Origin of the sequence: Bradyrhizobium sp. USDA 336 (genome assembly GCF_044908355.1) — a bacterium.
Classification (GTDB): Bacteria; Pseudomonadota; Alphaproteobacteria; order Rhizobiales; family Xanthobacteraceae; genus Bradyrhizobium; species Bradyrhizobium yuanmingense.
Map to the genome: position 1 here is coordinate 7,517,358 of NZ_JBIYDC010000002.1, position 25,867 is coordinate 7,543,224.

Genomic DNA, 25,867 nt, shown 5'->3' on the forward strand with positions numbered 1-25,867 from the left:
ACCGAGATCATCCGATCACTTCAATCTCTGACCACCCGAGTGCCGTCAGCCGGTCTCGCATGGCGTATTGCAGCGCGCTGCTCTCGCGATTGTGCAACACCTGATGGGGCCGAAGACTGACGCACGTAAAGGAATCGCCTTTCGCTCCAGATGATGAGGCCTGACCTTGTCAGAGATCATGATCGACCTCCTTCGCGGGCGCCGTCGCTGCCATCGCTGCATGGTCGAGGATCAACTGCATCATCAGACTCGTGAGCGCTGCCCGCGCTTCTGCGGACAGATCCAGCCATGTGGGTGCGCCGATGGCGCCGTTCGACAGGCCACTCCCGAACAGATCCATCTGCTGGTGCGGCCGCGGTTGTAGATTGTGTCGGTATCCGCTCGCTGGCACTGCCGTCTGCCGTGACATGAGTCTCTCCCTGATTCTGGTCGTGAGAGGCTCTGGATGCGCCAGAAAGCAGGGCAGCTGATGGCGTTCGATCCTTCAACGCCAGATCGAGAAGCGTAGAAAGCGCAGCAAGTGCGTCAATGCTGACAAGCGGCTGAGCTGTCAAAGGCTCCGCGTCAGGGCATGCCGTCCGGTCGAACATCCACGCTGGAACTTCCAAGCAACGATCTATTTTCGATCCATCAAGAGAGCAGCGGAAAGCGACATCATCAGCCTTCTCGACCCTTCCATGAACGCAAACTCGGCGACCAAAGGAGGGATGATGTCGATAAAGAACCTCGCGAAGAACGATCCTGTGGGCATTGTTGAGCCTTGTTGTACAAGGCAACCGGGCGTCATTCGGCGATCGGATACCTCAGTCCAGCTGAGTTCGAGCAGAAGGGAGAACCAGCAACAGCTCATAAATGCATGTATGGTTGGCCGCGGAGAAAATGTGGATAGCGACACATGACGGCGGTATCGAATCGTTGGCTTACGCTCCGAGCGAGTTCACATTCCGAGCTGCCGATGGGACAAATGTGCGAGGAGATCGGTATCATTCGGCACGATCACGAGCTGCACAGGCTGAGGTGGCGGCTGCATTGACGCCCATAGTCCACACGGGTGCATCTTCGTGCTCTGCGGGTTCCGGCCCAGCAGGCGAGTTGCTCGGCGTTCGTAGGGAAGATCTGTCACGTCTGCTTGTCACCTCGACCTGGATGGATATCGACGAGACGGCGCACGATGTCCGTCCCGAACATGGAACGGACCTTTCTGATCGAGGCGGCTGCGCGTCGCCGGAGCCCGACGTCAAGCTGGTGATCGAAGAGTATCCCAGAATCAATTCTGCGTTCGGTATCGCGGGGAATGAGCGAGGCCAAAGCCCTAGTTTCGTTGTGACCTCAACGGGCTTCGAGACTTGCTGGCGTCTTCGCGTCTGATGAATACGCTAAAAATCGCGCGCTGCAGATCCGCAGGCACGCCGGCGCGAGCTTTTTGCTAGCGCTTTGCCCGCTCGCATCCTGAACTAAAGATCGCTCGCTTACGTGAAAAAGGTGCGCAATCTGCCGTTCGGCGCACAATTTCGGACTGTCGGCGTTTAAAATCAGAGAACTTCTCCTCCGGAGATCGCTAATATCTATATCAGAATCCCGGTCTGGGCATGGAGCGTCCCCGGCCTCAGCGCATCATCTTCATCCCGCCACACCCCCTGAGGCTTCCATGACATTCGCCCATCGGCTCGTCGGCTACCTCGGCCTAACCGAGATCGCCGACAACTCCACCGGCCGCGCCCCGTTCGCGCTGCTGCTGTCCGACAACAGCGACCTCAAATGGACGGAGACCAGCCTGACCGAGCAAAGCGACGGATTCTCAGCCGAATTCGCGCACGCCAGCGGGTTGCGAGCCGAGCTGCGCGCCCGGACTTTCGGCCACTCACGTGCGGTCGAAGTCTCCGGCTCGATCCGCAACGCTGGCTCGGAGACCGTCGCCAGCGTCCTCGGATGCGCAACGCTGCGGCTGTTCTTGCGCACCGACCCGGGCTCGGGTGCGCCGCAGCTTCGGACGTGGCGCGGCGGCCCCATGGCCACCGCTTTCCCTCCGGTCGACTTCGAAAGCACCGGTCGGCGATTGCACCAGGGAGGGCACCACCTAGACCGGTCGGCGCTCTCCGTCCATGGGGGTGACGACGGGCGCAGTTCGTCAAAGGATCTCCCTTTCGCCCTTCTGGCCGGCGTCGCCGGCGGCGTCGCAATCGGCGTCGAGTGGTCCGGAACTTGGTACGTCGACTTGCGCTATGACCTGCAGCCGGACGAGGGGCGTGGCTGTCCAGTGCGGCTGGAGGCCGGCCTATGGGGCATCAGGCTCGACCTGCGCCCCGGGCAGACTCTGCCGCTACCGACCGTGCTGCTAGCTCCATACATCGGGGACTCGGCAGACGGGGGGAACGCACTACGGCGGCACATCCGCCGGCATGTGATGCCGCGCCTCAATGGCGAGGAGGCGGTGCCGCTGACCTCATTCAACCATTACTTCGCTTTCATGAACGACTTCAACGACGCGCTGTTGCGACCCGCAGTTAAGGCGGCGGCCGGGATCGGTCTGGAGTATTTCCTCGTCGACGCCGGCTGGTTCCCCGGCGGCTTCCCTGAGGGCATAGGCAACTGGGACGAAGCCGACCCCCGGCGCTTCCCAGACGGTATTGCGGAATTCTCGAAGTACGTGCGCAGCAACGGCATGCGGTACGGTACTTGGTTCGAGCCAGAGTTCGCCCATGTGGAGAGTGCACTTTACCGCAGGCGCCCTGAGTGGTTCCTGCCCCTGGGATCGCTCACGCGGCCGCTGACGTACCAGAGTTGGATGGGCGGGCGGACGTGGCCGCCGGTTTGGGAGCCCGGCAACTACCGGATGCTCGACTTCGGCCTCCCGGAGGTGCAGCAATACTGGGTGGATCGGGTCAGCGCGGCATATGCAGATTGGGGCGTGCGCTGGATTCGTTGGGACTTCAACCATAAGCCCATGAGCTACTGGGCCTCGACTCCCGAACCGGGCTGGGCCCAGATCAACCACATCAAGGGTCTGTACACCGTCTTGGATCACCTGATCGAAACCCTCCCCGACCTGGTGATCGATCAGTGCGCCGGCGGCGGAAACCGGATCGACCTCGGCACCGTGCGGCGCGGCCACACCCTGTGGATGAACGACCACACGGTCGACACCGACATGGTGCGGCGACTGCAGACGCGGCTCAATCAGGTCTTGCCCGGCAACTATGCGAGCACCAACTTGTGCCAGCCGCGACACGACTTCACCGCCTACGACTACCTCTCGCACAGCTGCGGCCCGTTCGGGTATAGCGGCCGCCTCTGGGAGGCGACCGATGCGCAGCTGCGCGGTTACGCCGAAGCGCTCAAAAGCTACAAGGGATTCCGCCACCTGCTGCTGGGTGACTATCGGTTCGAAATTGCCGATCCCGAAGATCCAACAGCCCGCGAGATGCACACCTGGACCGATGGCGGCCAACAGCTGGTCATCGAAGTGAACGGCGCTAGCGGTCCCCGCACCGCAAGAGCGATCGTCACCGACTGACGCTGTCGACAGTTTGACATAATTCCGGGCTGCGCAGCAATCCGCTGGAATTCGAGCGACATTGCTGCGTCTTCTGACCGCCGGGCGGGTCATGGATGAAACTATAATGAACCGGCTGAGGAATAAGACCGCGATCGTGTCCGGCGCAGCGCAAGGCATCGGGCGATCGCAACAGCGTTCATAGACGGACGGGGGCGCAGCGCGCTCGTGGACTTTAATGAGCGGCGCGGCAGAGAGGCGACGAGTGCCCTGGCATCGAAGGGGGCGCAGGTATGCTTCATGCGGGTAGATGTCGCGGACTCCAAAGCCGTTGACGCTACGGTTGCGCGGCCGACTCACTGCAAGGCCCGCCCAATGTGCTCATAAACAATGCTGGCGTCGCGGTTCCCCTTGAGATGGCGGCGGAGGACTGGCGGCACTGCCAAGGACCCTGTTGATGGTGAATTCGCTGCCGTTGTCGCTGACCACCATATTCCCCTTGCCGGTCAATTCCGGTGGCACCCGAGTGCCGGAGAGCGAGCTGTCAGCCACCGGCGCCGGTGTAGCCATCGACCACGGCTAGGATACGGAAGCGGCGGCCATCCCTGAGCTGATCCTAAGCGAAGTCGAGCGACCAGCGCTCGTTGTGCGCCATCGGCACCATCATCGGTGCTCTGGTCCCAGTTGCCGCTCGCGCCCGCCGTGGCGGCGTACCGCAAGCTTCTCTTTTCGGTAGAGCCGTGAAAGTTTCTCGTGGTTGATCAGATACCTGCTGATCGAAGGGATTGCTGAGCCGCTACCGATCGCCACCACCCTCGATTTCCACGACGAGAACGGCGACAGCCTGTCGGACCTGACGCGTCTCGATGATGGTCACGGTCGTCGACGCCGCCAACCTCCTCAAGGATTATGCCTCGCACGACTTGCTCCGCGACCGCGGCGAGACCAGGGAACCGGGCGACGAACGCGCATTGGTCGACCTGCTGTTCAATAGCCGCCAGGATCTTCGCGGAGAATGGAACACCTCGCATACCTTCGGCTGATTGGAAGACTTCAGGAAATGCCAGCTTTTTGGCCGACGTCGAGACGCCGGATATCAGCACTAGAGCCCTCGAAGGCTCTTGGAAATCCCTCGCGTACCAGCGGATCGTGACCTGGAATAATCAGCCCGCACTCGCCAGCGAGCATCCGCAGTCGATCAAACCCGCGGATCCTTTCCGTCACACTGGCCACCAGGGGGAAAGGTCGTTTCTCAAGATAGTTTTCGTAGTAGTGGCTCGCATCTGACGCAAGCACAACGGGTCCGTTCGCTGTTTGAACGCGCACGCACTGCAGTCCGCCAGTATCACCGCCCACCCAATGGACGGTGAGCCCGGGCGCAATCTCCGCGTCGTCGTTGTGAAACTGTACCTGTCCCTTGTAAACTCTCGAACTATCTCGCAGACGTGTTGAGCCGTGTACGGAGCACGAAGAAAGTCGCTACACATGCAAGGCCCAGTGGCGTAGCTCATCTCCCGTTCTTGAATATGGAGGCGGGCCTTGCGGAACATGGCCAGGCCGCCGGCATGATCGTAGTGCAGGTGCGTGATGATCACGGTGTCGAGCAAATCTGGATCGACTCAGATCTGCGCTAGGGCGTTGCGGGGATCAATCAGGATGGCCCGGTTGCGGTCATTCGCCTCCGCCTGATCATATCCGGTGTCTACCAGTATGGTGCGCTCGGCATTGCGGATAAGCCAAACGAAATAGTCCATCGGATGAGGTGCCGAGTGGTGAGGATCCAGCAAGAAGGGGTCCTGCCGCGTGCGTCCGGTCCTCTCCGCATACCGAATGGCATATACTTCGTACTGATCGGTCTGGGTCATTCTGCCTCTCGCAAGCTGATCTGCCGCTTCTGTTGCGCCGACGCGTAGGCTGCCTCACTAGCCCGCAACACGGGAAGATAATCCCCCAACTCGTTCGCGATCTCAGGGCCAAGGCGGATATGGTCAGCAATGTGACGGTTCAGTAGTGCCACACAACCGCCACCGAATTCTGGATCTGTTCTCGCTCAAGACCCGCGCTTCCTCGGTTTGCCCAAACAGTCACATAAAGAGTCTGCCGTAGCCATCGAGCCGCAAGGTGGCCTTTTCTCCCTCGGTGAGCATCTCGCCCATCGTACGGCGGGGATTGTCACTCACATGGTCAAGCAAGCGGTTGCCGTCGAAAACCGATCGCGTTCCGCTCTCGTGCTCGAGCAGAACAAATGCGGCGACTTCGCCGACGATTGTCGGGTTGAGACGTCGGGCGTCGGCGTACACACTTGAAATTTTTCCGAACAAAAATCGAAAGAGATCAAGAAAGTGAACCGCCGTCTCATATATCAAAAAGCGAGGCATGCTGCGAAAGGTCGGTTGGCGCGCCAGGTAAGCTTGGCGCCCCGACCATCGCCAGGACGAAGAAGGAAGGTACACTGCCAAGGCGTCCCCATATCCCCCCGATCAAGCAGCCGCTTGATTTCGCGATGCCACGGCTGAAAGCGAAAGTTCTCGTGTCCAACTACGGTTGTGCCTGTCGCAGCAGCCTCGGCGGCGACGGTCGAGGCCGTCTCAAGGTCTCCGCAGAAGGGCTTCTGGCCTACGATTAATCGACCACGCCTGAACGCCGCCCGGGTCAGAGCGGCGTGCGTGGGTGGAGGGGGCACGATATCGACGATGTCCTGATCGACAGTCGCGAGAAGTTTTCGAGTCAGGAAGCCGCGGACGCCGTAAAGCTCCTCGGCAGTGCGACGGCGCTCCTGCACCAGATCCACGACGCCGACGATTTCCGTGTTCTCGATGCCTAGCCAACCTCGAAGGTGAAATTGGCTGAAGTAGCCAAGCCCGATGACGGCGATCTTTAGAGTCATGGAGCCATTCGCTCGAGTTCCGACACGTTCTTTGCCGCCATCCAGCTGGCAGCTTCCGCGGCGAAGCTCTTGTAGTGGTCTGAGGCGAGATGTGCCTTGAAGGCCTTCGCGTCGTCGTAAGCCCCATAAAGCACGAAGACATCAGCCCGTGCGGAGTCCACGCAAATGTCGAAGACGGAACAGCCCCGTCCACGCTCCAATGATGCTCGTGCCTGCTCGGACACCCGCTTCCTGAAATTCTCCCTGTGCTCGGGTCGGTGCTCTCCCTTACGATGATGAAGTCAATAAACTGACCGCGAGGATCGGACAACCGGTTTCCGGTATTGGGATAGACCTTCACTGGCCTTACGCCGGCATAGAGCTGATACCTCTCCCGCAGACGCAGGTGGGGTGAAATCTCAGTGCCATCGGCCCCGGATGGCCGGATGACCGATGGCGCCAAGCAAGATCGCATCCGCCTCTCCGGCGCGTTCCTCACCGCCTGGCGTTATATCACGCCCCGTCTCGCGATAATATATCGCGCCGGCATCGATGTCGTCGTACGCAATTGAGAAGCCGCCAACCACTTTCTGCGCGGCCTCCACGATCGCCACAGCAGCATCGGTTACATCGATGCCGATTCCGTCTCCATGAATGACGGCTACGAGATGTGTCGCGGACAAGAAACCCTCCGGTGTCGCGATGCCAAGGACTTAAAGGCCGAGGTCTTCGAGGATCGGGAGCAACTCTTCGGCCGCTCGGATACGGTGTGCACGCATTACCTCACGTGCCTTTTCGGCATCACCGGCCAGCATCAATTCGACAACGAGCCGATGCTCCTCGGTGGAACGCAAGGGCAGCTTGCGAATCTTCAGCGTTATGCGCCGTGCGCGATGGAACTGATTAACCAGCGCGTTCACCGTGTTAGTCATGCGCTGGTTGCCGTTGATCTCCAGCAAGTGCCGATGAAATCGATCATCCGCATCGCTCCAGTCATCCAGGCTTCCGATCTCCAGCGCCCGCTGCATGTCAGCGACTGCAACGATCATGGGCGTCAGCGTTTCCCTTTCCGGACGCTTGCGAGCGATCGCCGCCACGGCCTCAGCTTCGAGAGCGGTCAAGATTTGATAGATGTCCCGCATATCGCTGGCCGATATCGGCAAGACGCGTGCCCCGCGGCGCGAGGTGAGGGAAACCAGGCCCTCCGCTTCAAGCCGAATGAGGGCTTCGCGGACCGGTGTCCGACTCATGCCCAGACGCTCAGCAATTTCCGACTCGGTAGCCTGGAAATTAATGGGCATCCTATTGTCGAGGATATCCCGCTTCAGGCGCTCGTAAGCGTCCTGAACCCGGGTTTTCTGCGTCACCTCTTCACCAACCAGATTCATTCAAATCACTCCATGCATTTACGTATATTATGTTGAATGCATAAGTAAGGGGTGAGCTGGCTTGTGACGTAAAACCGTTTTTTCTTGTAATCAAAACACCTTCGAGGGCCGGTAACACAACTTGACCCAGCGTCGCAATGAATGCATTAATGCGCGCATCGGCGCGCTCGTAGTGACGGGTCCAACGTGTGTGACTCTGGGGCTGATGTTCTTTTAGGAGTGCTGCAACCGATCGCGGGCTGGCCTGTCCTCCTAAGCAGTCTTCCTGTCATCCTGCTCTATCTCAGGCTGCGACATACTTCGTGCGCACCATCGCGAGCGGGGCGATCAAGTAATTAAGGCGATAGCTACAATTCCAAGGAAGATAGAAATATGACGTTAAATAGTAGGCAGATGGGGGCGTGGTGGGGCGCGACCATTGGAGACGCGATGGGCGGTCCGGTAGAATTCGCACACTTCCGTTTTATCCAGGAAAAGGTTGGTGAGATCACGGGCCTACAGACGTACGATCCTAGCTACTGTCCCATTCCCCATCGGCGCGAGTACATGAAGTCAGACGATGCGGGCGCCGTGACTGATGACACGTTCATCCGCTCTGCATTTGCAAGGTTCTATCTTGCAACCAAGGCGCCGCGAACTCCGCGGCTCCTGACCAACTGGATGGAGGCGAACGAAGACTTCTCCTTCTGGTGGCATCCTGTCGCAGAGCAGGTCCATCGCGTTGCGCGAGGCGAAGCTGACCCTGATACCGCAGGACGAACCTTCACGCAGGGCGGCGGGAATGGTTGGTGGACACCGGTCGGCATCCTTAATGCCGGAAATCCTGCGGGCGCGGAGGCTGAGGTTCCCAACCTCAGTCGTATCTGGAAGCGCGGAGGAACAGGACCTGCTCAGCGCAACGCTGACAGCGCTCGCCCCGAAGACCGAGCTCGTTGATCATCGCCAATACAACACCAGAGCCGAGGCACGGCGCGATATCTTCGCCTTCATCGAGGATTTCTACAAGAGAACAACACTCGATTCCGCCATCGGCTACATCGCTCCGATCGAGATGGAGCTAAAAGCAGCTTAACCCTGTCCACTTTTTTAAGGGAAGATCAAACGCAAGATCGTACGGACGCCCTCCGCTCGAAGGAAGGCGCCTTGAAACCAGCAGGAGGAAACGAATGCAAGTTCCGAGATTGATGCTGAACGCAACTATCGCCCCGTCACGTGTCAGCTCCTTCTGGCAGACCGTGATCAAAGGTCTGGTGATCGTGGCGGCGGTAGTCGTTGACCAGGCCCAGTATCGATTCCAGCAGCGCGTTGCCTCCCTTCAACTGGCTCGAACGGTGTAATCATGGAATTGCGTGGCGCTCTCATCGGCTGCGGTTTTTTTGCCGCCAATCATCTTCATGCTTGGCAGGATATTCCCGGAGCCACCATCGTAGCGATCTGCGACCGTGACCCGGCCCGCTTGGCCGACTATGGCGACAAATTCGGAATTCAGTCCCGGTACATGGATTCGGTCGACCTCTTCGTGCGCGAAGAGCTTGACTTCGTTGACATTGCGACGACGGTGGGAACCCACCGGCTGCTGGTCGAGATGGCGGCACAGCACCGGGTTCCAGCGATTTGTCAAAAGCCTTTCGCCCCCTCCATCGAAGATGCGCGAGACATGGTTCGCGCCTGCGAAGTGGCGGGCATTCCGCTGATGGTCCACGAGAACTTCCGGTGGCAGACGCCCATCCAAACGGTCGCGGACGTGATCACATCAGGTCGGATCGGGCAACCGTTCTTTGCGCGAATCTCGTTCCGCTCCGCCTACGATGTCTTCTCCGGTCAACCCTACTTGGCCGAGGGTGAACGGTTCATCATCGAAGACTTGGGAATCCACATTCTCGACATTGCACGCTTTCTGCTCGGTGACGCATCACGGATCGCGGCGAGAACACAGCGGGTTAATCCAGCGATCCGGGGCGAAGATGTTGCGACCATGCTGCTGGACCATACGAATGGCGCCACCTCTGTGGTCGACTGCAGCTATGCCACCCGCCTTGGAACGGAGCCGTTTCCTGAAACCCTCGTCGAGGTCGACGGGAGTGACGGCTCCATCAGGCTCGGCCAAGGCTATCAGATGATCGTGACCAGCCCGGGGGGCGTGGAAACCAGAGATGTCGCTCCGACCCTTCTGCCATGGGCAACCAGACCGTGGCACAACATCCAGGAGAGCGTGCTCGCGATCCAAAACCACTGGGTTGAGTGCCTGCGGCAACGCAACGAGCCTGCAACGTCTGGACGGGACAATCTCAAGACGTTCGCGCTGGTGGAGGCCGCCTATCGGAGCGCCGCAACTGGCCAAACCGTTGATCTGACCAACGGCTAGGCTCGTCATGGACCGGAATTTACTTCGTACATACTTTGGCACCGATCAAAGTCCCGTGGCGGTGCGCCGGCTGACGGCAGGGCGACTGACGGCAGAGTTGGTCGAAGGCGATTTGCGAACCATCGCCTACGATGGTCTCGAGGTGCTGCGCGCCATCTCCTATGTCGTCCGTGACAAAGATTGGGGAACGTATTCCCCCGTCATTGACGCGTTGGTCGTGAGCGAAGGCGACAACGAGTTCACCGTCACCTACCGTGCGTCCTGCCGGGGTTCGGACGATCAGAATTTGACCTACCGTGCCGCAATCCACGGCACCGAGGCTGGGGTCACATTCGATGTTGTTGCCGAGCCTGAGACGGATTTCCTCACAAACCGATGTGGCTTTTGCATTCTCCATCCCATTGCGAATCTGGCAGGAACGCCTGTCACCGTCAAACACACGAACGGTGAGAGGGAGCAGTCAGCTCTCCCGGACCTGATTGAATCGTGGCAGCCGTTCAAGGACATGTGTGCGATTTCCCACCAAGTTGGCCCTGGACTGATCGCGACATGCCGGATGGAAGGCGGCGTGTGGGAGATGGAGGATCAGCGCAACTGGTCCGATGCCTCTTACAAGACGTACGTGCGGCCCTTGGCTCTGCCTTGGCCTTATACTATGCCGCAGGGCGTTGCCGATCGGCAAACGATTACCCTCAGCATTGAGGATCAAAGGCAATACCGGCCTGCAGTCAGCAACGCTCCCAGGCAAGAGCCCGTTACGATCTCCCTTGAGCCCCGCAGTGGGGTGGCACCTAAGATCGGGCTTGTGATCGCTCCGGAGGAGATCGGAGCGACCCTTGCCAATATCGAGCGCCTGCGGGAGGTGAGTCCTCAGGTCCTTCTTTGTCATTTTGACCCGACTGCAGGGCATGGACTTGTGGCGATAAAGGGGTTCGCAGCGATTGCGGCTGCCTGTCCCGCTGAGATGGTGCTTGAGTGTGTAGTCCCGTGCTGGGAGCCCCATGAGGTTGAACTGTCGGAGATTGCAGGATTGGTGCGCGCGGCAGGATTGTCGCTCTCGGCCATCGCAGTGTCTCCCTCTGTGGACCGGCAATCGACGCCACCTGGCAGCACGTGGCCCGAGTGCCCCCCGCTCGAGGACGTCTATGCGTCGGCGCAGAAAGCCTTTCCGAGTCTCCGGCTCGGCGGTGGCATGTTCAGCTATTTCACAGAACTGAATCGCAAGCGTGTGCCGGTCGAGAAACTTGGCTTCGTCACCCATTGTACCTGCCCGATCGTGCATGCGGCCGATGACCTGAGCGTGATGCAATCGCTCGAAGCACTCCCGTTCATCACGCGCTCGGCTCGTGCCTTTATCGGGGATAGGCCATATTGGATTGGACCATCGACGATTGGGATGCGCCAGAATCCGTACGGCTCCCGTACGATAGAGAACCCCAGCAGCAAGCGGATTGCCATGGCGTCGTGGGATCCGCGTCAGGATGGTCTATTCGCGGCGGCGTGGACGATCGGATATGCGGCACGCACTGCGGATGCGAACCTTGAGGTTCTCACAGTCGGAGCTCTGACGGGGCCTTTTGGTCTCCTCTCTGAGGGTCCCGCCGCGGGAAGAGTAAGGCCTGCCTTTCATGCCGCTTCTGGCTTGGCGTCGCTTGCGCGGAAGAACCGTGTCGGATGCCCTTCAAGCCGCCCGGCAGACGTCATCGCGACTGGCGTAATCGATGAGCGCGGGCATCCGACGGTTTGGATCGCCAATCTTACTGACAAGAATCAGTGCGTTCGCATTGTGGCGGAGCGGAAGCAATGGTTGAGCTCCATACTCGATGAGCGGTCGGTTGAAGTCGCTGCTCGTGGCCGGCTCGAGGATAGCGTACGTATCGATGGCTCCGTCGTCACGTTGGGACCATTCTCCATCGCTCGTCTTGAGGCTGCCAGCTGATACTTCGGCTCTGGCAAACGTCAGCTGCGTTTGGCTCTAGCACTTGCTACGCGAGCTTTGCTGGGGCTCGGCTTCCGTTTAGGTTGGGAGTCAGCCTTGACGTCCTCACCGACGTTAGACTGATGTTCGTACATGACAGCGGACCGATCGAGATGCTTCAGCATTGCCGCCTCGGCACCGTCAGGGTCTTGAGCATCAATCCGGTCGATTATTTCCTCGTGCTCTGAGAGCGTGAACCTCTCCTTGCCAGACCAAATCAACAGCTCGGTATGATACTCCTTCAACCAACTCAGCATTGCCTCGCTGACAGCCTCGAAGATGGGGTTCTTCGAAATCGCGGCAATTTGCGTATGAAACTTCATGTCCTCATTGATGAAGCAAGCCGCATTGCCCAGGTTTTGATGTTGCCATTTCAAAGTTTGCCGCAGACGAGCCACATCCTCCTTACTCGCTTTAAGGGCAGCCTCCCTCACCATGCCGCGTTCGAAAAACCGTCGCGCGCTCTTCAAGTGATCCAGAGACGTCGGAGATGTAGAAAGCAGGAGTTGGGCTGTCACGTCGACTTGCTCGAAGAGGGATCGCGCTGTCAGCTGGCGAACCCGTGCCCTTTCGCCGTGCGTAATCGTGATCAGCCCCATGTTACTGAGCGCCTGCATCGCTTCGCGAATGGCAGGGCGTCCCACTTGGAACCGTTCCATGAGCTCGCGCTCCGACGGCATCATGTCGCCCGGGGTGAGCTCACCGGATGTTATTATCAACCGCAACCGGTCGAAGACCTCGTCGGACAGCTTCCGGCGCACGATCGCGTCGGTCGGCGTCGTCACAACACCTCTGTTTTTTTTGACATCCATTGGTCGCCCAACATGGTGTAAGTCCGCTTCGATAAAGCTAATCAGTTGAAGAATGCAGGGCTTGCTCGGCTCATAGTTGAGCGCGCACCTCACGTCAGAGTACTGGTATAATGATTATATCTCAACTAGTTTGGGGTCGCTCTTAACGAACGTCGTGTGGCTACTCCGCCCACAGACGCTGTCAGCCCAGAAGGTCAGCGCAGAAGGCTGTCACTGCCCCGCTAAGGCATTTCGCAATTTGGCGCAGACATGGATTGCGGAGAGCACAGTCGAATTCGCATCCGGCAGCCAAGCTACGGCTTAGCGTCATCTCACCTTCCATCTGGTCATCCTTGCTCCGATAACCCACGTGGCCTCGGAGGAGAGCTGGTCTGTCGCACAATTGACTTGCCTCCCCTTGATACCCCTGCCAAACTGGTATAATGAGTATGACATATGATGATCAGCATCCTCCAGCGGTTCCCAGCGATCTTCGCAAAGAGATAAGCCTCCAATAGCCCGAGATGCGGCACGGCTAAGTCCTCTTGCGCCAGGGGCCCCACAAGGTCGGAACGTTTGTGCCAAAACCAAAAAGTATGGAGGAGCGCTATGCCGGAACAGATCAAGTCAAAGCTTCTAACAGCGGCTTCCATGACCCGAGAGCGTTCGAAGTGCGATCGATCCGCCCGAACCCTGAGAATGTCCGGCCGAGTTCTGCCGCCACAACGGCGGCCGGTCCCCTGATGACGCAAAGACATAAACACCCAGGGGGCCCCGCCGTGAAAGATCCGGTTCGCATTGAAGCCGATTATCTTATCGAGACCGCCTTTGGGCCCCGTGAGGCAGCCGAGGCCATGGCGGGCGAGCAGTCGAGCGGTACCTTTGTGCCGGTTCCTGGCGAGACCCCAGAGCTGAAGGCCAGATCAGCCGCTCGCATTGAAGCGTTGGAAGTTCTCGACACCGAGGTGCCGCAACCATCGCTTCCCGGATCGACAGCGCCCAAGGGGATGACCGATCCGATCCGGCGACAGGCCCGGGTGACACTCTCCTGGCCCCTCGACAACATCGGCCCGTCGCTGCCCAATCTGGTCGCCACCGTTGCAGGCAACCTATTCGAGCTGCGCCAGTTCTCAGGCCTGCGCCTTCTCGACATGCGTCTGCCCGCCGCCTTCGCGCAGGCTTATCCAGGCCCGAAGTTCGGCATTACAGGGACGCGCCGCCTCGCTGGCGTCGCGGATCTTCCGCTAATTGGGACAATCATCAAGCCAAGCGTTGGTTTTGGGCCTGAGGAAACCGCTGCGCTGACCCAGATCCTGTGCGAAGCCGGCGTCGACTTCATCAAAGACGACGAGCTGCAATCCGACGGACCGCATTGTCCCTTCGACGAGCGGGTCCCTGCCGTGCTGCGGGTCATCAACGATCACGCGGACCGCACCGGCAAGAAGGTGATGTATGCCTTCAATCTCACCGGCGAGCTCGATCAGATGCGCCACCGTCATGACCTCGTCCTTGAGCTCGGCGGGACCTGCATCATGGCCAGCCTGAATTCCGTGGGCCTCGTCGGCATGGTCGAACTCGGCCGCTTCTCGCAACTGCCCATTCATGCTCACCGCAACGGCTGGGGCTATCTCTCCCGCTCACCCGTGTTGGGTTGGTCTTACGTCGCCTGGCAGAAGATCTGGCGGCTTGCGGGCGCCGACCACATGCACGTGAACGGCCTGCAGAGCAAATTTTCGGAGCCAGACGATAGCGTGATCACCTCGGCTCGGGCTTGCCTCACGCCGATGTTTGCGGACAAGCCTTGCATCACGATGCCGGTCTTCTCCTCGGGTCAATCGGCCAGGCAGGCACCAGGCACGTACGCGGGGCTCAAATCGGCGAACCTGATCGTCACGGCCGGAGGGGGCATCATGGCTCATCCAGATGGTCCCGCTGCTGGAGTGTCGGGTCTGCGCGAGGCCTGGGAGGCGACGCTGGCCAGCATCCCGCTCGGCGACTACGCCCTTGAGCATCCCGCCCTTGCAAAGGCCCTGGAGGCCCGCGCAGCATGAGCGACATGGCTGTCTCGAATGTCCTGCCGGACGGTCCTCTTGTCAGCTTCTATGGTGACGATTTCACCGGCTCGACCTCAGTCATGGAGGTGCTGACCTTCGCCGGCCTCCCCGCGGTTCTCTTTCTTGTTATGCCAACGGCGGAGCAGCTTGCCGGGTTCGCAGGATACCGAGGCATTGGGATTGCGGGTATCGCCCGATCGCAGTCACCCGACTGGATGGCGACACATCTGCCCCAGGTCTTTGACACCATGGCAGCGCTAAACGCTCCTATTGCACAGTACAAAGTCTGCTCGACCTTCGACTCGGCACCGCACGTCGGATCGATTGGGCGGGCAATCGATCTTGCGACGCCTGTGCTCGGCGGCGAATGGCACCCGCTCATCGTCGCGGATCCTGCGATCGGGCGTTACCAGCTCTTTGGGAACCTGTTCGCCGTCGCTGGCGGGGTTGGTCACCGGCTGGACCGGCATCCGACCATGTCCTGCCACCCGGTCACTCCCATGAGTGAAGCGGATGTCCGCCGCCACCTCCAGCGGCAGACTGATAAAGGCATCGGCCTGATCGATTATCTCGCCCTCAAACGTGGCGATGCCGTCACAAGGCTGAAGGAAGAATGCGCCCGGGGGGGCGAGATCGTAGCGATTGATGTCGCCGACGGCGAGACGCTAGCCGCAGCCGGTCGATTGGTTTGGGAGAACCGCGGGAAGCGTCTCTTTGCCGTTGGCTCGCAAGGCCTCGAGAATGCTCTGATTGCACATTGGAAGGCCACGGGCCTGCTCGAGAAGCCACGCCAAGAGTTCCGGACAACTCCGACCGAGCGGATTGTCTGCGTCTCCGGCTCCTGCTCGCCGATCACCGCCGGGCAGATCGCCTTCGCGAAGAGAAACGGCTTTGCCGGGATCCGGCTCGATGCGTCTCGTGCCGTTGACACGGCCGAATGGGAGCGGGAGCTGGAACGGACTAGGGCTCAGGCGCTCGCGGCCATCGGCCAGGGCCGGGATCCACTCGTCTTCACGGCTGCCGGCCCAGACGATCCTGCCGTCGACTGCATGCGGTCCGCGGTCGACGCGAGTGGGCTTCCTGCGGGTGAGATCAATGATCGGATCGGAGCCGGCCTCGGGCGGATCCTGGATCGCGTGTTGCGGGACGCCCGGCTTGGGCGTGCCGTCATCGCGGGCGGCGATACGTCCGGCCATGCCGCCTTGGAGCTCGGCATTTATGCGCTCACGGCCGTCGCGCCGACGGCACCCGGCTCACCATTGTGCCGGGCGCACTTGAACGACCCTGCCCATGCCCAGCTTGAAATCGCGCTCAAGGGTGGGCAGATCGGAGCGCCTGACTTCTTCTGCGCCGTAAAACACGGCGGAACTTCCCCACAACTCTGAAAGAGGAGAGAAGACATGACCAAAATCGCATTGCTCGGTGCCGGCGGCAAAATGGGTGTCCGTCTTGCCACCAATCTTATAGGATCGCGCTTCGCGGTTGACCACGTGGAGGTTTCGGAGGAGGGACGTCAGCGTCTCAAATCTGCTGTCGGTGTCGACTGCGTCGACCAACACCAGGCTCTCGCGGGAGCCGACGTCGTCGTCATGGCCGTGCCCGACCGGCTGATCGGCAAGATTGCGCACGACATCGTTGACAAGGTTCGGCCGGGCACAGCGTTCATCGTGCTCGACGCCGCCGCACCGCACGCCGGCGAAATGCCTGATCGGTCGGATGTGACCTACTTTGTCACTCATCCGTGCCATCCGTCGATCTTCAACGACGAAACTGATCCTGAGGCCAAAAAGGACTTCTTTGGCGGCGTCAAGGCCAAACAGCACATCGTCTGTGCCCTGATGCGGGGCCCGGAGGAGCACTACGCCCTCTGCGAGGAGATTGCCCGCACGATCTTTAAGCCCGTTATCGCGGCCCATCGCTGCACGGTCGAGCAGATGGCGATCCTTGAGCCTGCCCTTTCCGAAACGGTCGCCATCACCATGTGCATCGCCCTTCGCGAAGCCACAGAAGAAGTGATCCGGCGCGGTGTACCCCGCCAGGCTGCGGTCGAGTTCATGCTAGGACACATCAGCATCGGGCTGTCCATCGCCTTCGAGGTCTTCCCGGAGGGGCGGTTCTCGGACGGTGCCTTGCACGCCATTGAGCAGGCCAAACCGCAAATCTTCCGCGAAGGATGGATGGATCGCGTCTTCGCTCAGAAGGCCGTCCTGCAATCGGTGAAAGAGATCTGCAATGCCGCCTAAGCGGCGGCAACCGTAGCACCAGAGGGAGGGAGATGAAACGTATCAAGAATACATTCGAAGCTGCGGCCGGCGCGCTCACCTTGGCGAGCTTGCCGGCATCGGCCGAGGAGCCATTTGGATGCGGACCAATCAGCCGGCCGAAGACAAGGCGCTGAAACAGAACATCGCCGAGTTCCAAGCGGCAAAACCCGGGCAACAGAGTGCGGCTTGAGCCCGGCTGGTCAACGAGGATAAGTCCGCTCTGCGCATCGAGGCTACGTCCAACCCGGGTCCGGATCTCTACAATATGTGGGCTGGGGCGAGTATGTCAAAGCCGGCCTCAGGGCCAGCTCTGAAAACTACTACAAGTAGTAGGAATTGTCGGACAGGCTCCGTCCGCTCGCCCAGTCCTAAACGAAGCTTTACCCTCCGAACCGGCATAGCGTCCCGTACCAGCTCAAGGGCGAGGCGCTCTACTACAACAAGGCACTTGCAGAACGCCGGATTTGAGGAGCTACCACATAGCTAAAAAAACTCATCGCCGCAGCCGACAAGTTGAGGAAGGCTGGCATTCCAGTGATCACTTGGCGGCAGTGTGAACTGGCACGTCATGCGCCTGATGAATGCACTGCTCGAGACCAAATGCGGAGCGGAGACTCACGACGCACTCAAGGCCTTAAATGTAAAGTGGACTGAGACACCGTGTGCGACGGAGGGCTTCAAAAATGAGCCCGTAAGCCGAGCCCCATGCCGTCACCACGCTAGCCGCTGCAGCCTCGCCGCTCGCCATCAACTCGACGGTCCGGCCCGCTCGCCGGCTGGATCAACTCACGCAAACTCAGGAGAAGCCCGCATGAAGGTTTTCGATATTTCGTACACCCCCAACCCGATCAACGACATTCGGCAGGCCGCCGACGATGTGATGCGGCTTTCCCGTCTAGCCGCCGAGTTTGGGCATGCTGATCCGGCGCGAAAAGTGCTGGAGGATTTCCAAGCCGCCATCGCGAGGACGACATTCGAACTAGCTCGCCCAGAATCCGTTGGCCGATCCGGATGAGCCCGAAACCCTGGAAGAGATCCGCAGGCTTCCGCCCGACGGGATGCGAAAGCTGAGCGACAACGTGCCGGCGGATAAAGCCAAGCACTTTTTCGCGGCTCGCTGCTCGGGCGCAGCGGCGGCTGCACGCTCGGGGCGGGGCTGGAATTCCAGTCTGTCGCACAGATGAAGGCGTGGGCCGAATATTTCGGCGATGTATGGCCGCCCGTCGACTACTGGCAGCGGATCAAGGAGCCCGGCCGCCCCCGCTACATCGTAGGCAAGATCGATGACGTGACGAGGGACAAGTTGTCCTTCGTGCCCGCCGACGACGATTATCGCCTACACCATGGTCGGCCTGCTGGTGCTGGAGAACTATGGCGAAGGCTTCACCAAAGAGCAGCAGGCGGAGCTCTGGAAGCACAATTTCTCGCCGAGCAACGGCAGCTTCGGCGCCTATTGAGGAGAACGGAAGTTCCTGCAGAATCTTGACGCCGGTGTGCCGGCGCTCGAGGCCGGCTACAAGGACAACCCGAACGTGCAGTCGATTGCGGCCTGGACTCGGGCCGACGCCTGGGCCTACGCTCGCTGGGCTGGCCCGAAAAGGCGGCGGAGCTCGCCTATAAGGATGCCTCGGCAACCACCGCCGGAACGGCGTCTATGGCTCGATGTTCTTTGCCGCCGCCATTTCCGCCGCCTTCGTCGTCGATGATCCGGTCGGGGCCGTTCGCATGGCCTGCAGGAGATCCCGAAGGACTATCTGCTGGCAGAGGCGATCAATTGGGCAATCGAGATCGCGCCGAGCGTCAAGAACTACCACGATGGGGGCAAGGTTGTATGAGAACGCTATGCTTCAGGCGCAGAGGATCTTTGAGCAAGAAAAGTAGAGAACGGTCGCCGATAACCTCCGGGTGACCGACGACAGCGACGATCGCACGCGGCGCTTCCAGCCTTCCCCGGCACCGGCGATCACTCCGACGCCGACGCCCATCGAAGCCACAGCGCGGCACGTGACCACCCCCGAGTCTCGCGGTGCCGGAGGCATGACACCCAGAACAGCTGCAAAGCCCTCCGGCCGGCATCGTACTCGAACGCATTTTCATGACCCGCGCAGTAAGCCCCTATGTCCATCGCCGGATGGTAGAGGAGTAAGATTATGTGTCGACAGCACCAAGGATCTTCAGCTATTCGAGTTGCTCGCCAATTTAGATGAACTAACCGGCTCGGATGGCATCAAACACTCTTGGCAAAATGCTGGAAGTCAGCAACTGTTCAGGGGTTATCGACGGGCGTCCTTCGTTCGAATAAGGCCGGCCAAGTGTGCGGTTCTGGTCGCCAAGAACATCATGCGCCAGTTCGCGGATCTTTGCGAAGTGGGTGGTCTCTCGGCAGGAAAACAGACCGCCTGATTCCCTCGAACTTGCCCCGCATCCGATCCCCGAGATTCGCGACAAATCCTTGAGTTGCGAAATCATCGCGAAAACGAGAGGTTTTCATCAGACTAACTAGAGCCGATTTACTCGTCACAGTCCATGATAGGAGAGCTCGCAGGTCGGCCCATTTTAATGATCCCCGAGGAGTGGACGAGAATGTCGATTTGCGTCACCGCTGACTTTGATTTGTCAACTGGACTATCGACCTGATGATCAATCGTCAGCTCGTAGGGATATGCTGTCGCCCCAAACTATCGGAGCCCAACTCTTCAAAGTATCCCGCCCACTTCCCACAAGAGCAACCCTGGCCTCCTACTTTGCGAGCATAGCCGCGGTTGCTCGTCCGATCCCAGGGCTTGCACCAGTAACAATGGCAGTCGGTTTTCTAGTGACCCAAGCATTTCGTTTTCGATATGGAGGCGAATTACTACGGTAGGTCCCAACTGAATTGGGAAAGGAATAGCGCACCACGATAGTGCATTCATGTGGAGAGCGATGTCTGGCGCGGCGGTACGACAAGGATGATAGTTTCTCACGTCGTCCAGAATCGGCTCGGCCCTGACGCGGGCGGCTTCAACGACTTGGGCGCTGGTGGCGGCAGGGCAGCGCGTAGGCGGTCACCTTGGCGCCGAGATGTTGTAGCCAGACCGCGAGCTAGGTGCCCGTGAAAGCCGTGTTCCCCCGAAACAAGCGCTTGCCTGCCACGAGGCGCTCATTTGTCCCACACCTTCCAAGGAGCGTTGCCCTCAACCCAGAGCGCTTCGAGGAACGTCTTGTCGCGCAGGGTATCCATGGGCTGCCAGAAGCCGTGGTGCTGGTAGGCCGAAAGCTGTTGCTGCTCAGCCAAGGCCTCGAGCGGCTCGCGCTCCCAAACAGTGGTGTCATCCACCAGCAGGTCAATTACTTTGGGCGAGAGTACGAAGAAGCCACCATTGATCATCCCGCCGTCACCCCGGGGTTTTTCCTTGAAGGTGGCGACACGGTGATCAGCACGAATTTCTAGGGCACCATAACGTCCCGGCGGATAGGTAGCAGTCAGAGTGGCGAGCGTCCCTTGGCGATGGTGGAAGGCAATCAACGCGCTTATGTCGATGTCTCCCACACCATCGCCATAGGTAAAACAGAAGGCCTTGTCATCGGCCAGGTAATTAGCAACTCGCTTGAGCCGACCACCGGTCATGGTCTTCTCGCCGGTATCGACCAGCGTCACCTTCCAAGGTTCGGCATGGTGCTGGTGAACTTCCATTCGGTTATCTGTCATGTCGAAAGTGACATCTGACACGTGCAGGAAATAATTGGCGATGTACTCCTTGATCATATAGCCCTTGTAGCCGCAGCAGATGACGAAATCGTTGATGCCATAATGCGAGTAGATTTTGAGGATGTGCCACAGAATCGGTTTGCCGCCGATCTCGATCATGGGCTTGGGCCGAAGGTGGGTTTCCTCGGACATTCGGGTTCCAAGGCCACCCGCGAGGATCACAGCTTTCACCATCGGCTCCGTTTCTGGCTATCCGGACGTTCTCGCCTGGCTTCGCGGCAGGATTGCTCCGCAAGCGGCTGGGCATATCGGTTGAGCAAAAATTGCGTGGCAGAGATCGGACGATCCCATTCTAGACTCGGGGGCGAACGCTGCGGCGATGACGTAGCCCGCCGGCCGAGCTCCAAAGGAGGCCATGACATTGTCATCAAGACGAAACGGGCCCTCCGGCTCGATCGGTACCCACGCTTTGGCTAGATCAGTGCAGTTCTCAAGACCGCGCGTTTCCACCGCGACTGCGTTACTGCCCGGATATCCCCCGAGGACCCATGGTAGATCGAGCGCTCGTGTCTCGAGGACATACACCAGGCTCGGCGTGAAGCCAGCGAGATCAACCATCGGGCTACCGACTTCAAGGCCGGCCGCAGCCTGGGTACCGCCGCATGCGTCCAGCCCCGCGTCCAGAGTCGGCGGATCACAAGGAAGCTGAGAGTCCAGTCCAGCACCATAGTGGCCATGACATTCGCCATACGAAGCACTGCGATATCGCCACCCGCCCACTGACATGGCCCGTGATGGATGAAACCAAAAAGGATCGGCAGAACTTTGATCGCGTGGGCGAATGGGTTCGTATTGGAATTGAGCCAGACACCTTCGTCTCTGAAATATTGACCGTGACTCCTGTAGTATAGCAGCGCAGCGAGAGCGATTGCTGTAGTTGCGCGGCGGACACTGCCAGCAAAATCCGATCCAACAAGACCGACAACGTCCTTCCGTTGGCGAAGTGGATATCTCTGGTGGCATAAGCCCTTCCTGTACCTCGTTGAGCAGAGCCATCCCAATCGATGTCAGCCTCAACGGGATTCTAACTGACCTGAGCCCTGCAATCTCCTCCGAGAATTGGTAGCCAGCTCCGGCTCAAATGAAATCCGATAAATGGGATTAATACAATGGGAGGAGCGTCGCCGGCTGCCGTTCGCGATCGGTCCCAAACGGGAGGAACTTAGCGGTTGAACTTAGAGGTGTTGAAAAAATTATCGCGGTACAATTCCTAACCGAGACCTGACGGGAAGAAAGGATCGCATGTCGCTCGAAGTATCGGGGCCGATTTGGTTTTGTGTCTGCCACCAAGCGGCCCGTGAGTTTGAAACGTACCAAGCGAGACCACCTTGCGGCTGCGGCCCAATTTCCACGTCGGAGCACTGCTCTGGCAATTAGTGTGCGTTGTTCCGCGGGGAGAATGCAGGCTGCGGACTATCCTGAACGGCACGAGAAGACACGATCGCGTTCGCCAATAGAACATTGTTTTCGGAATGCCGCATGTAACCGCTACTGAGGTGGACGCCTTTGAAAACTCTCATTACCCGAAACATGGGTAACCTCAACCGGCGGGGCGAAATACGCACGCAAAGGCCCATGCCAACTGGACAGGCTTTGACGCATTGGTGAGCTGTCCGGTCCTGATAGAACTTTCTCTTGCGAGCAGTTCTAGCTTGATCGATTTTGGCGATATGACGCAGGATCGATTGTGCTATCGGCCGGCGAAGGCCAAGCGCCAGTATCTAGAAGTGAACGCGGGGTCGAATGATCGCAACTACGCAGAACGAGAGCTCTCGGCGCTCATTGTGTGTATCGGGCTGCCCGCACGTTCGTGCTCCCTGTGCCTTTGCCCCAATGGTGGCACCATACGCTATGATCTTGAATATTGCAGCGAAACATCGGCACAGAGAAATCTGATACCTTACCAACCCTATCGAAAGCACCTTCGCGACGTGTGCCACCCGCACGATTCGGTCGAAGGGTTGCCTGTCGAACAGGACAGCGCTGCCGATGGTCTTCAAACTGATCGAGGGAGCGCAGAAAAGCTGGGCGCCGTCTGGATGGTCACAACTTTTGCCCAAAACTCGCTTTCGGTGTGATTCAACATGGATCGAGTCATTGCCAAGCTGACCGAGCATCAGACCAAAATCGCCGCCGCCTAACCAGCCCGGCCGTCACCCAAATTTGGCGATAGCTCCGCGATCGCGCGGATCGGTTCGCCGGCCGACTTTGTCTGATCGCATCAGGCAAATGGTGCACCGCAAGGCTCTCGCTCGCGGCCAGGTCTACTCCTTCGTAAAGCAGAGAAAGCTGGACTATCAAAGCCAGAAGAGGTTTCCTCACCTAGGGGCGACATCATCCCGGAATGGTGGGCGAGGTCGCCTCGCAACGCTGGGCGACATCAAGCGGAATGCGCAGAAAGTCATAATGCGCATGAAAGGATAGCTGTCGCGGGCCGGCCGCATGACTTCGAAAATCCATCGATCGATTGCGTCGGTCGACGCAACCTTGCAGGCTTCTGAGCGTGCGCGCATGCGTAGACACTGAGGTGTTGATCTGTCGAAGCCCTTTCAAGCCGCGGGAGCTAACTCTTCCGCGCGAAAAACGCGGGCAAGAAGCCGCGACCGTTGCGGCGAGGCGAGAGGCTGATGAGGAAAGCTCCGATACGGGGGTAGGTTCGTAGTCATGGCGTGACTCAGCTCAAACGGCGCCCAATGGAGAGATAGTCCACCGAGGGCACTGCAGCTGGGTTGATCAATCGACGCGCATCGAAAACCGTCTTTCCGGCGACTCGCAACGAGGTGAGTTCGCCGTATTCCTGCGTCCGAGTCGCGATGATGATGATCTCGGCCCACTCGATCTCGCGACGCCAGTCAGACGAGAACTGAATTCGGTCCGCGGCGATTCCGATGGCGAGCTTGAACTTCTCCGTCGCCAGCGGGTCGTAACACCTGATATCCGCTTCGGCTCGGAGAAGATCGTAAACGATCTTGATCGAGGCGGATTCGCGGACGTCGTCGGTGTTCGGTTTGAAGGAGAGGCCGAGAAGGAGGGTTCGTCGGCCGGACAAAGATCCGAGCTTTCGCTCGAGGGTAGAGACGATCTGGTGCGTTTGCGCGGCGTTCACGTCGAGAACGGCATTCAGTATGTTCATCGGAAGGCCCAGGCTCTCGCCCTGGGTGCGCAGCGCCTGCACGTCCTTTGGAAAGCACGACCCGCCGAACCCGCAGCCCGGAATGAGATAGGTCAGGATCTGTGGGGCGACGCGGCCCAACGGGGTAATCGGGCACCAGCGTTTGTCGAGATGGACGCCGCGCATGACATCGAGGGCGTCGACGCCTCCCACCGCAGCGCAAAGATTTGCTATCTCGTTCACCATGGAGATCTGGGTCGCCAGAACTGCGTTATTGGCGTATTTGATCATTTCGGCTGTGCGGGTGTTCACCCGCACTTTGTCGCAATTCCAGGGAGCATAGAGTTCCTCGAGCCGCACCAGCGTTCTCTCGTCCTCGTGACCGAGCACGATCCGATCGGGCTCCATGAAATCCTCGATAGCCTCCCCCTCGCGAAGAAACTCCGGGTTCATGCCCAACCCGAATGCCCCAATTGTCTTCCCGGACGAGTGATCGAGCTCTGCCCGCACTAGCGTGTCCGTTGTTCCTGGAATGACAGTGCTCTTCACCACGACTGACAGGTGACGAGGAGTAGTCGCGAGATAAGCGCCGATCTGGCGAACGCATTGCCGGACGGCGCTGAGGTCGATCGCACCGTTCTCGGATGGCGTGCCGACCGCGATCAAGGCGATTTCCGCCGTCTCGATCGAGGCGTTTAGGTCGGTGGTGGCCCTAAAGCGGGCCGATGTAAGGACTGACTTGAGCAGTTCAGGGAGGCCACGCTCATAGATATGCGGGACGCCGACGTTAAGCTGCGCGACCACATCCTTCCGCAGATCGACGCACGTCACGTCGTGTCCTTTCGCCGCTAGACATACACCCGAGACGAGGCCCACATAACCCGAGCCGACAACTGTGATGCGCATCACGCCCCCAACTCGTCGCGTAGAAAGGACAGGCAGCGACGCATACCCTCATTTACGTGGATATTGGAAGCGTACCCGAGAATGTCCCGCGCTTTCTTGATCACGGGGCAGCGCCGGTTTGGATTGTCGACAAGATACTCAGCATCGGAACTCCTCTCCGCGCCGCGCGGTCTGAAAAGCTCCAGTGAAGCCTGCTGATAAATCTCGGCAGGGTTTTGGACGGAGATCTCCGGCTTGTCGACCCCCATATTGAAGTAATCGTATTTCCCATGCAGTAGGCAGAGGAGATTCCCCGTGATCGCGTCGGAGCGGGCGGCAAAGATGGACATGCCATAAGTCGTGGAGAAGACGTAGCGCATCGTTTCGCCAAAACGCTTGAATTCGTCGTAGCAGGCGCGCGGCCAAGGCAAGCGAGATTGCCCGGTCCTCCTCGTGAGTCGTGATCGCAGTCTCCGCTGGATCGCCATAGATTTCGCTCCTCGAAAAGAACAACAGGCCGTTGAGTCGATCCGAACCCCGACAGGATTCGAGTAGCCGCAATCCCAAGTCGTTTGCGTCGATGGTCTCGATTGGATACTGCCGATAACATCAGACCAAATGGATCACGTAGTGCGCTGTGTCGAGCGCCGTCTACCGTTTGAAGGTCATCCGTGGCGATGTTGAACGTACGCGGCTCGAGCACGTCCGGAAACTTCGCACTCAGATTGGTCAGCCAGCGCGGGCGATGCAGCAGGAAGAGGCGTCGAACGCGATGACCCGCTTCAGGTCGAGTTCGGACTTTTAGCGTGAAGTACTGGAGGAAGTAATATCCAAGGACGTCTGCGCAGCCCGTTACCAGAACGGTGGCCCCTGCGAAGCGTCCACGCGGGAAGGCTGCATGCATACGCTCGATATTTTCTTTG

The 25,867-nt window shown here is 59.4% G+C and carries 20 protein-coding genes and 4 pseudogenes; 11 read left to right on the forward strand and 13 right to left on the reverse strand.

The features are described from left to right. Positions 1 to 169: 169 nt before the first annotated feature. The gene (locus tag ABIA45_RS36065; RefSeq protein WP_404655197.1) at positions 170 to 409 is read right to left on the reverse strand and encodes a hypothetical protein; all 240 of its coding nucleotides are present in this window, start codon (positions 407 to 409) and stop codon (positions 170 to 172) included. Between the two features lie 1,239 nt (positions 410 to 1,648). Here ABIA45_RS36065 and ABIA45_RS36070 point away from each other — a divergent pair. Then, a complete protein-coding gene (locus tag ABIA45_RS36070; RefSeq protein WP_404655198.1) occupies positions 1,649 to 3,514 on the forward strand; it encodes a glycoside hydrolase family 36 protein in 1,866 nt (621 codons plus the stop codon). A gap of 423 nt (positions 3,515 to 3,937) precedes the next feature. On the opposite strand, the pseudogene ABIA45_RS36075 reads toward ABIA45_RS36070, so the two are convergent. Further along, positions 3,938 to 4,261: pseudogene (locus ABIA45_RS36075) on the reverse strand (IS3 family transposase); the annotation flags it as partial. Here ABIA45_RS36075 and ABIA45_RS36080 point away from each other — a divergent pair. Next, a pseudogene (locus ABIA45_RS36080) lies at positions 4,260 to 4,479 on the forward strand (GTP-binding protein); the annotation flags it as partial. The pseudogenes ABIA45_RS36075 and ABIA45_RS36080 sit on opposite strands and share 2 nt — an antisense overlap. Positions 4,480 to 4,713: 234 nt before the next feature. Here the strand turns inward: ABIA45_RS36080 and ABIA45_RS36085 are convergent. The 7 genes from ABIA45_RS36085 to ABIA45_RS36115 all read right to left on the reverse strand — a co-directional run bounded on the left by ABIA45_RS36085 (position 4,714) and on the right by ABIA45_RS36115 (position 7,747). Beyond that, positions 4,714 to 5,088 (reverse strand): MBL fold metallo-hydrolase, encoded by a 375-nt coding sequence (locus ABIA45_RS36085; protein WP_404655829.1) that lies wholly within the window; start codon positions 5,086 to 5,088, stop codon positions 4,714 to 4,716. A 24-nt stretch (positions 5,089 to 5,112) separates the two neighbouring features. Further along, positions 5,113 to 5,358 (reverse strand): hypothetical protein, encoded by a 246-nt coding sequence (locus ABIA45_RS36090; protein ID WP_404655199.1) that lies wholly within the window; start codon positions 5,356 to 5,358, stop codon positions 5,113 to 5,115. Positions 5,359 to 5,577: 219 nt separating this feature from the next. After that, positions 5,578 to 5,871, reverse strand: coding sequence for a Gfo/Idh/MocA family oxidoreductase (locus ABIA45_RS36095; protein WP_404655201.1), 294 nt, complete (start codon positions 5,869 to 5,871; stop codon positions 5,578 to 5,580). Further along, a complete protein-coding gene (locus tag ABIA45_RS36100; protein WP_404655202.1) occupies positions 5,856 to 6,380 on the reverse strand; it encodes a Gfo/Idh/MocA family protein in 525 nt (174 codons plus the stop codon). The genes ABIA45_RS36095 and ABIA45_RS36100 overlap by 16 nt, the downstream gene beginning before the upstream one ends. Continuing rightward, the gene (locus tag ABIA45_RS36105) at positions 6,377 to 6,604 is read right to left on the reverse strand and encodes a putative quinol monooxygenase (protein WP_404655204.1); all 228 of its coding nucleotides are present in this window, start codon (positions 6,602 to 6,604) and stop codon (positions 6,377 to 6,379) included. The genes ABIA45_RS36100 and ABIA45_RS36105 overlap by 4 nt, the downstream gene beginning before the upstream one ends. Positions 6,605 to 6,778: 174 nt before the next feature. Beyond that, entirely contained in the window at positions 6,779 to 7,042 is a 264-nt protein-coding gene (locus ABIA45_RS36110; protein WP_404655205.1) for an isocitrate/isopropylmalate family dehydrogenase, read from the reverse strand. Positions 7,043 to 7,072: 30 nt separating this feature from the next. Beyond that, positions 7,073 to 7,747, reverse strand: coding sequence for a GntR family transcriptional regulator (locus tag ABIA45_RS36115; protein WP_404655207.1), 675 nt, complete (start codon positions 7,745 to 7,747; stop codon positions 7,073 to 7,075). 429 nt (positions 7,748 to 8,176) lie between these two features. Between ABIA45_RS36115 and ABIA45_RS36120 the strand changes: the two genes are divergently transcribed. From ABIA45_RS36120 to ABIA45_RS36135, 4 genes and pseudogenes are all read left to right on the forward strand, one after another. Next, positions 8,177 to 8,683, forward strand: a complete 507-nt coding sequence (locus tag ABIA45_RS36120; protein WP_404655208.1) for an ADP-ribosylglycohydrolase family protein — start codon at positions 8,177 to 8,179, stop codon at positions 8,681 to 8,683. A 278-nt stretch (positions 8,684 to 8,961) separates the two neighbouring features. Further along, positions 8,962 to 9,084 (forward strand): annotated as a pseudogene (locus ABIA45_RS36125) (ABC transporter permease); the annotation flags it as partial. Beyond that, positions 9,084 to 10,112: a Gfo/Idh/MocA family protein gene (locus ABIA45_RS36130; protein ID WP_404655830.1), complete on the forward strand. Its 1,029-nt coding sequence runs from the start codon at positions 9,084 to 9,086 to the stop codon at positions 10,110 to 10,112. The pseudogene ABIA45_RS36125 and the gene ABIA45_RS36130, both read left to right, overlap by 1 nt. Before the next feature lie 7 nt (positions 10,113 to 10,119). Next, positions 10,120 to 12,051, forward strand: a complete 1,932-nt coding sequence (locus ABIA45_RS36135; RefSeq protein ID WP_404655209.1) for a hypothetical protein — start codon at positions 10,120 to 10,122, stop codon at positions 12,049 to 12,051. Positions 12,052 to 12,071: 20 nt separating this feature from the next. On the opposite strand, the gene ABIA45_RS36140 is transcribed toward ABIA45_RS36135, so the two are convergent. Beyond that, positions 12,072 to 12,902 (reverse strand): transcriptional regulator NanR, encoded by an 831-nt coding sequence (locus ABIA45_RS36140; RefSeq protein WP_404655210.1) that lies wholly within the window; start codon positions 12,900 to 12,902, stop codon positions 12,072 to 12,074. A gap of 722 nt (positions 12,903 to 13,624) precedes the next feature. On the opposite strand from ABIA45_RS36140, the gene ABIA45_RS36145 reads away from it, so the two are divergent. The 4 genes from ABIA45_RS36145 (at position 13,625) to ABIA45_RS36160 (ending at position 18,214) form a co-directional block, all read left to right on the forward strand. Beyond that, positions 13,625 to 14,932: a ribulose-bisphosphate carboxylase large subunit family protein gene (locus ABIA45_RS36145; protein ID WP_404655832.1), complete on the forward strand. Its 1,308-nt coding sequence runs from the start codon at positions 13,625 to 13,627 to the stop codon at positions 14,930 to 14,932. Beyond that, positions 14,929 to 16,320 (forward strand): four-carbon acid sugar kinase family protein, encoded by a 1,392-nt coding sequence (locus tag ABIA45_RS36150; RefSeq protein ID WP_404655211.1) that lies wholly within the window; start codon positions 14,929 to 14,931, stop codon positions 16,318 to 16,320. Before ABIA45_RS36145 ends, ABIA45_RS36150 begins: the two co-directional genes overlap by 4 nt. Positions 16,321 to 16,335: 15 nt before the next feature. Further along, positions 16,336 to 17,178: a phosphogluconate dehydrogenase C-terminal domain-containing protein gene (locus ABIA45_RS36155; protein ID WP_404655212.1), complete on the forward strand. Its 843-nt coding sequence runs from the start codon at positions 16,336 to 16,338 to the stop codon at positions 17,176 to 17,178. A gap of 832 nt (positions 17,179 to 18,010) precedes the next feature. After that, a complete protein-coding gene (locus tag ABIA45_RS36160; RefSeq protein ID WP_404655214.1) occupies positions 18,011 to 18,214 on the forward strand; it encodes a hypothetical protein in 204 nt (67 codons plus the stop codon). Between the two features lie 2,124 nt (positions 18,215 to 20,338). On the opposite strand, the gene rfbF is transcribed toward ABIA45_RS36160, so the two are convergent. Further along, positions 20,339 to 21,118, reverse strand: a complete 780-nt coding sequence (rfbF, locus tag ABIA45_RS36165; protein ID WP_404655215.1) for a glucose-1-phosphate cytidylyltransferase — start codon at positions 21,116 to 21,118, stop codon at positions 20,339 to 20,341. A 1,731-nt stretch (positions 21,119 to 22,849) separates the two neighbouring features. On the opposite strand from rfbF, the pseudogene ABIA45_RS36170 reads away from it, so the two are divergent. Then, positions 22,850 to 23,088, forward strand: a pseudogene (locus tag ABIA45_RS36170) (IS256 family transposase); the annotation flags it as partial. Positions 23,089 to 23,621: 533 nt separating this feature from the next. Here ABIA45_RS36170 and ABIA45_RS36175 read toward each other — a convergent pair. Together ABIA45_RS36175 and ABIA45_RS36180 are read right to left on the reverse strand one after the other, a co-directional pair. Continuing rightward, positions 23,622 to 24,965, reverse strand: a complete 1,344-nt coding sequence (locus ABIA45_RS36175; protein WP_404655833.1) for a UDP-glucose dehydrogenase family protein — start codon at positions 24,963 to 24,965, stop codon at positions 23,622 to 23,624. After that, positions 24,965 to 25,375, reverse strand: coding sequence for a hypothetical protein (locus ABIA45_RS36180; RefSeq protein ID WP_404655217.1), 411 nt, complete (start codon positions 25,373 to 25,375; stop codon positions 24,965 to 24,967). The genes ABIA45_RS36175 and ABIA45_RS36180 overlap by 1 nt, the downstream gene beginning before the upstream one ends. Positions 25,376 to 25,867: the final 492 nt, after the last annotated feature.

Excerpts from the sequence above, each read along its gene's own strand:
- ABIA45_RS36065 (WP_404655197.1), bottom strand. The coding sequence starts at position 409 with ATGTCACGGCAGACGGCAGTGCCAGCGAGCGGATACCGACACAATCTA.
- ABIA45_RS36070 (WP_404655198.1), top strand. The coding sequence starts at position 1,649 with ATGACATTCGCCCATCGGCTCGTCGGCTACCTCGGCCTAACCGAGATC.
- ABIA45_RS36090 (WP_404655199.1), bottom strand. The coding sequence starts at position 5,358 with ATGACCCAGACCGATCAGTACGAAGTATATGCCATTCGGTATGCGGAG.
- ABIA45_RS36095 (WP_404655201.1), bottom strand. The coding sequence starts at position 5,871 with ATGCCTCGCTTTTTGATATATGAGACGGCGGTTCACTTTCTTGATCTC.
- ABIA45_RS36100 (WP_404655202.1), bottom strand. The coding sequence starts at position 6,380 with ATGACTCTAAAGATCGCCGTCATCGGGCTTGGCTACTTCAGCCAATTT.
- ABIA45_RS36115 (WP_404655207.1), bottom strand. The coding sequence starts at position 7,747 with ATGAATCTGGTTGGTGAAGAGGTGACGCAGAAAACCCGGGTTCAGGAC.
- ABIA45_RS36120 (WP_404655208.1), top strand. The coding sequence starts at position 8,177 with ATGGGCGGTCCGGTAGAATTCGCACACTTCCGTTTTATCCAGGAAAAG.
- ABIA45_RS36135 (WP_404655209.1), top strand. The coding sequence starts at position 10,120 with ATGGACCGGAATTTACTTCGTACATACTTTGGCACCGATCAAAGTCCC.
- ABIA45_RS36140 (WP_404655210.1), bottom strand. The coding sequence starts at position 12,902 with ATGGATGTCAAAAAAAACAGAGGTGTTGTGACGACGCCGACCGACGCG.
- ABIA45_RS36145 (WP_404655832.1), top strand. The coding sequence starts at position 13,625 with ATGACGCAAAGACATAAACACCCAGGGGGCCCCGCCGTGAAAGATCCG.
- ABIA45_RS36150 (WP_404655211.1), top strand. The coding sequence starts at position 14,929 with ATGAGCGACATGGCTGTCTCGAATGTCCTGCCGGACGGTCCTCTTGTC.
- ABIA45_RS36155 (WP_404655212.1), top strand. The coding sequence starts at position 16,336 with ATGACCAAAATCGCATTGCTCGGTGCCGGCGGCAAAATGGGTGTCCGT.
- ABIA45_RS36160 (WP_404655214.1), top strand. The coding sequence starts at position 18,011 with ATGAAGGTTTTCGATATTTCGTACACCCCCAACCCGATCAACGACATT.
- ABIA45_RS36175 (WP_404655833.1), bottom strand. The coding sequence starts at position 24,965 with ATGCGCATCACAGTTGTCGGCTCGGGTTATGTGGGCCTCGTCTCGGGT.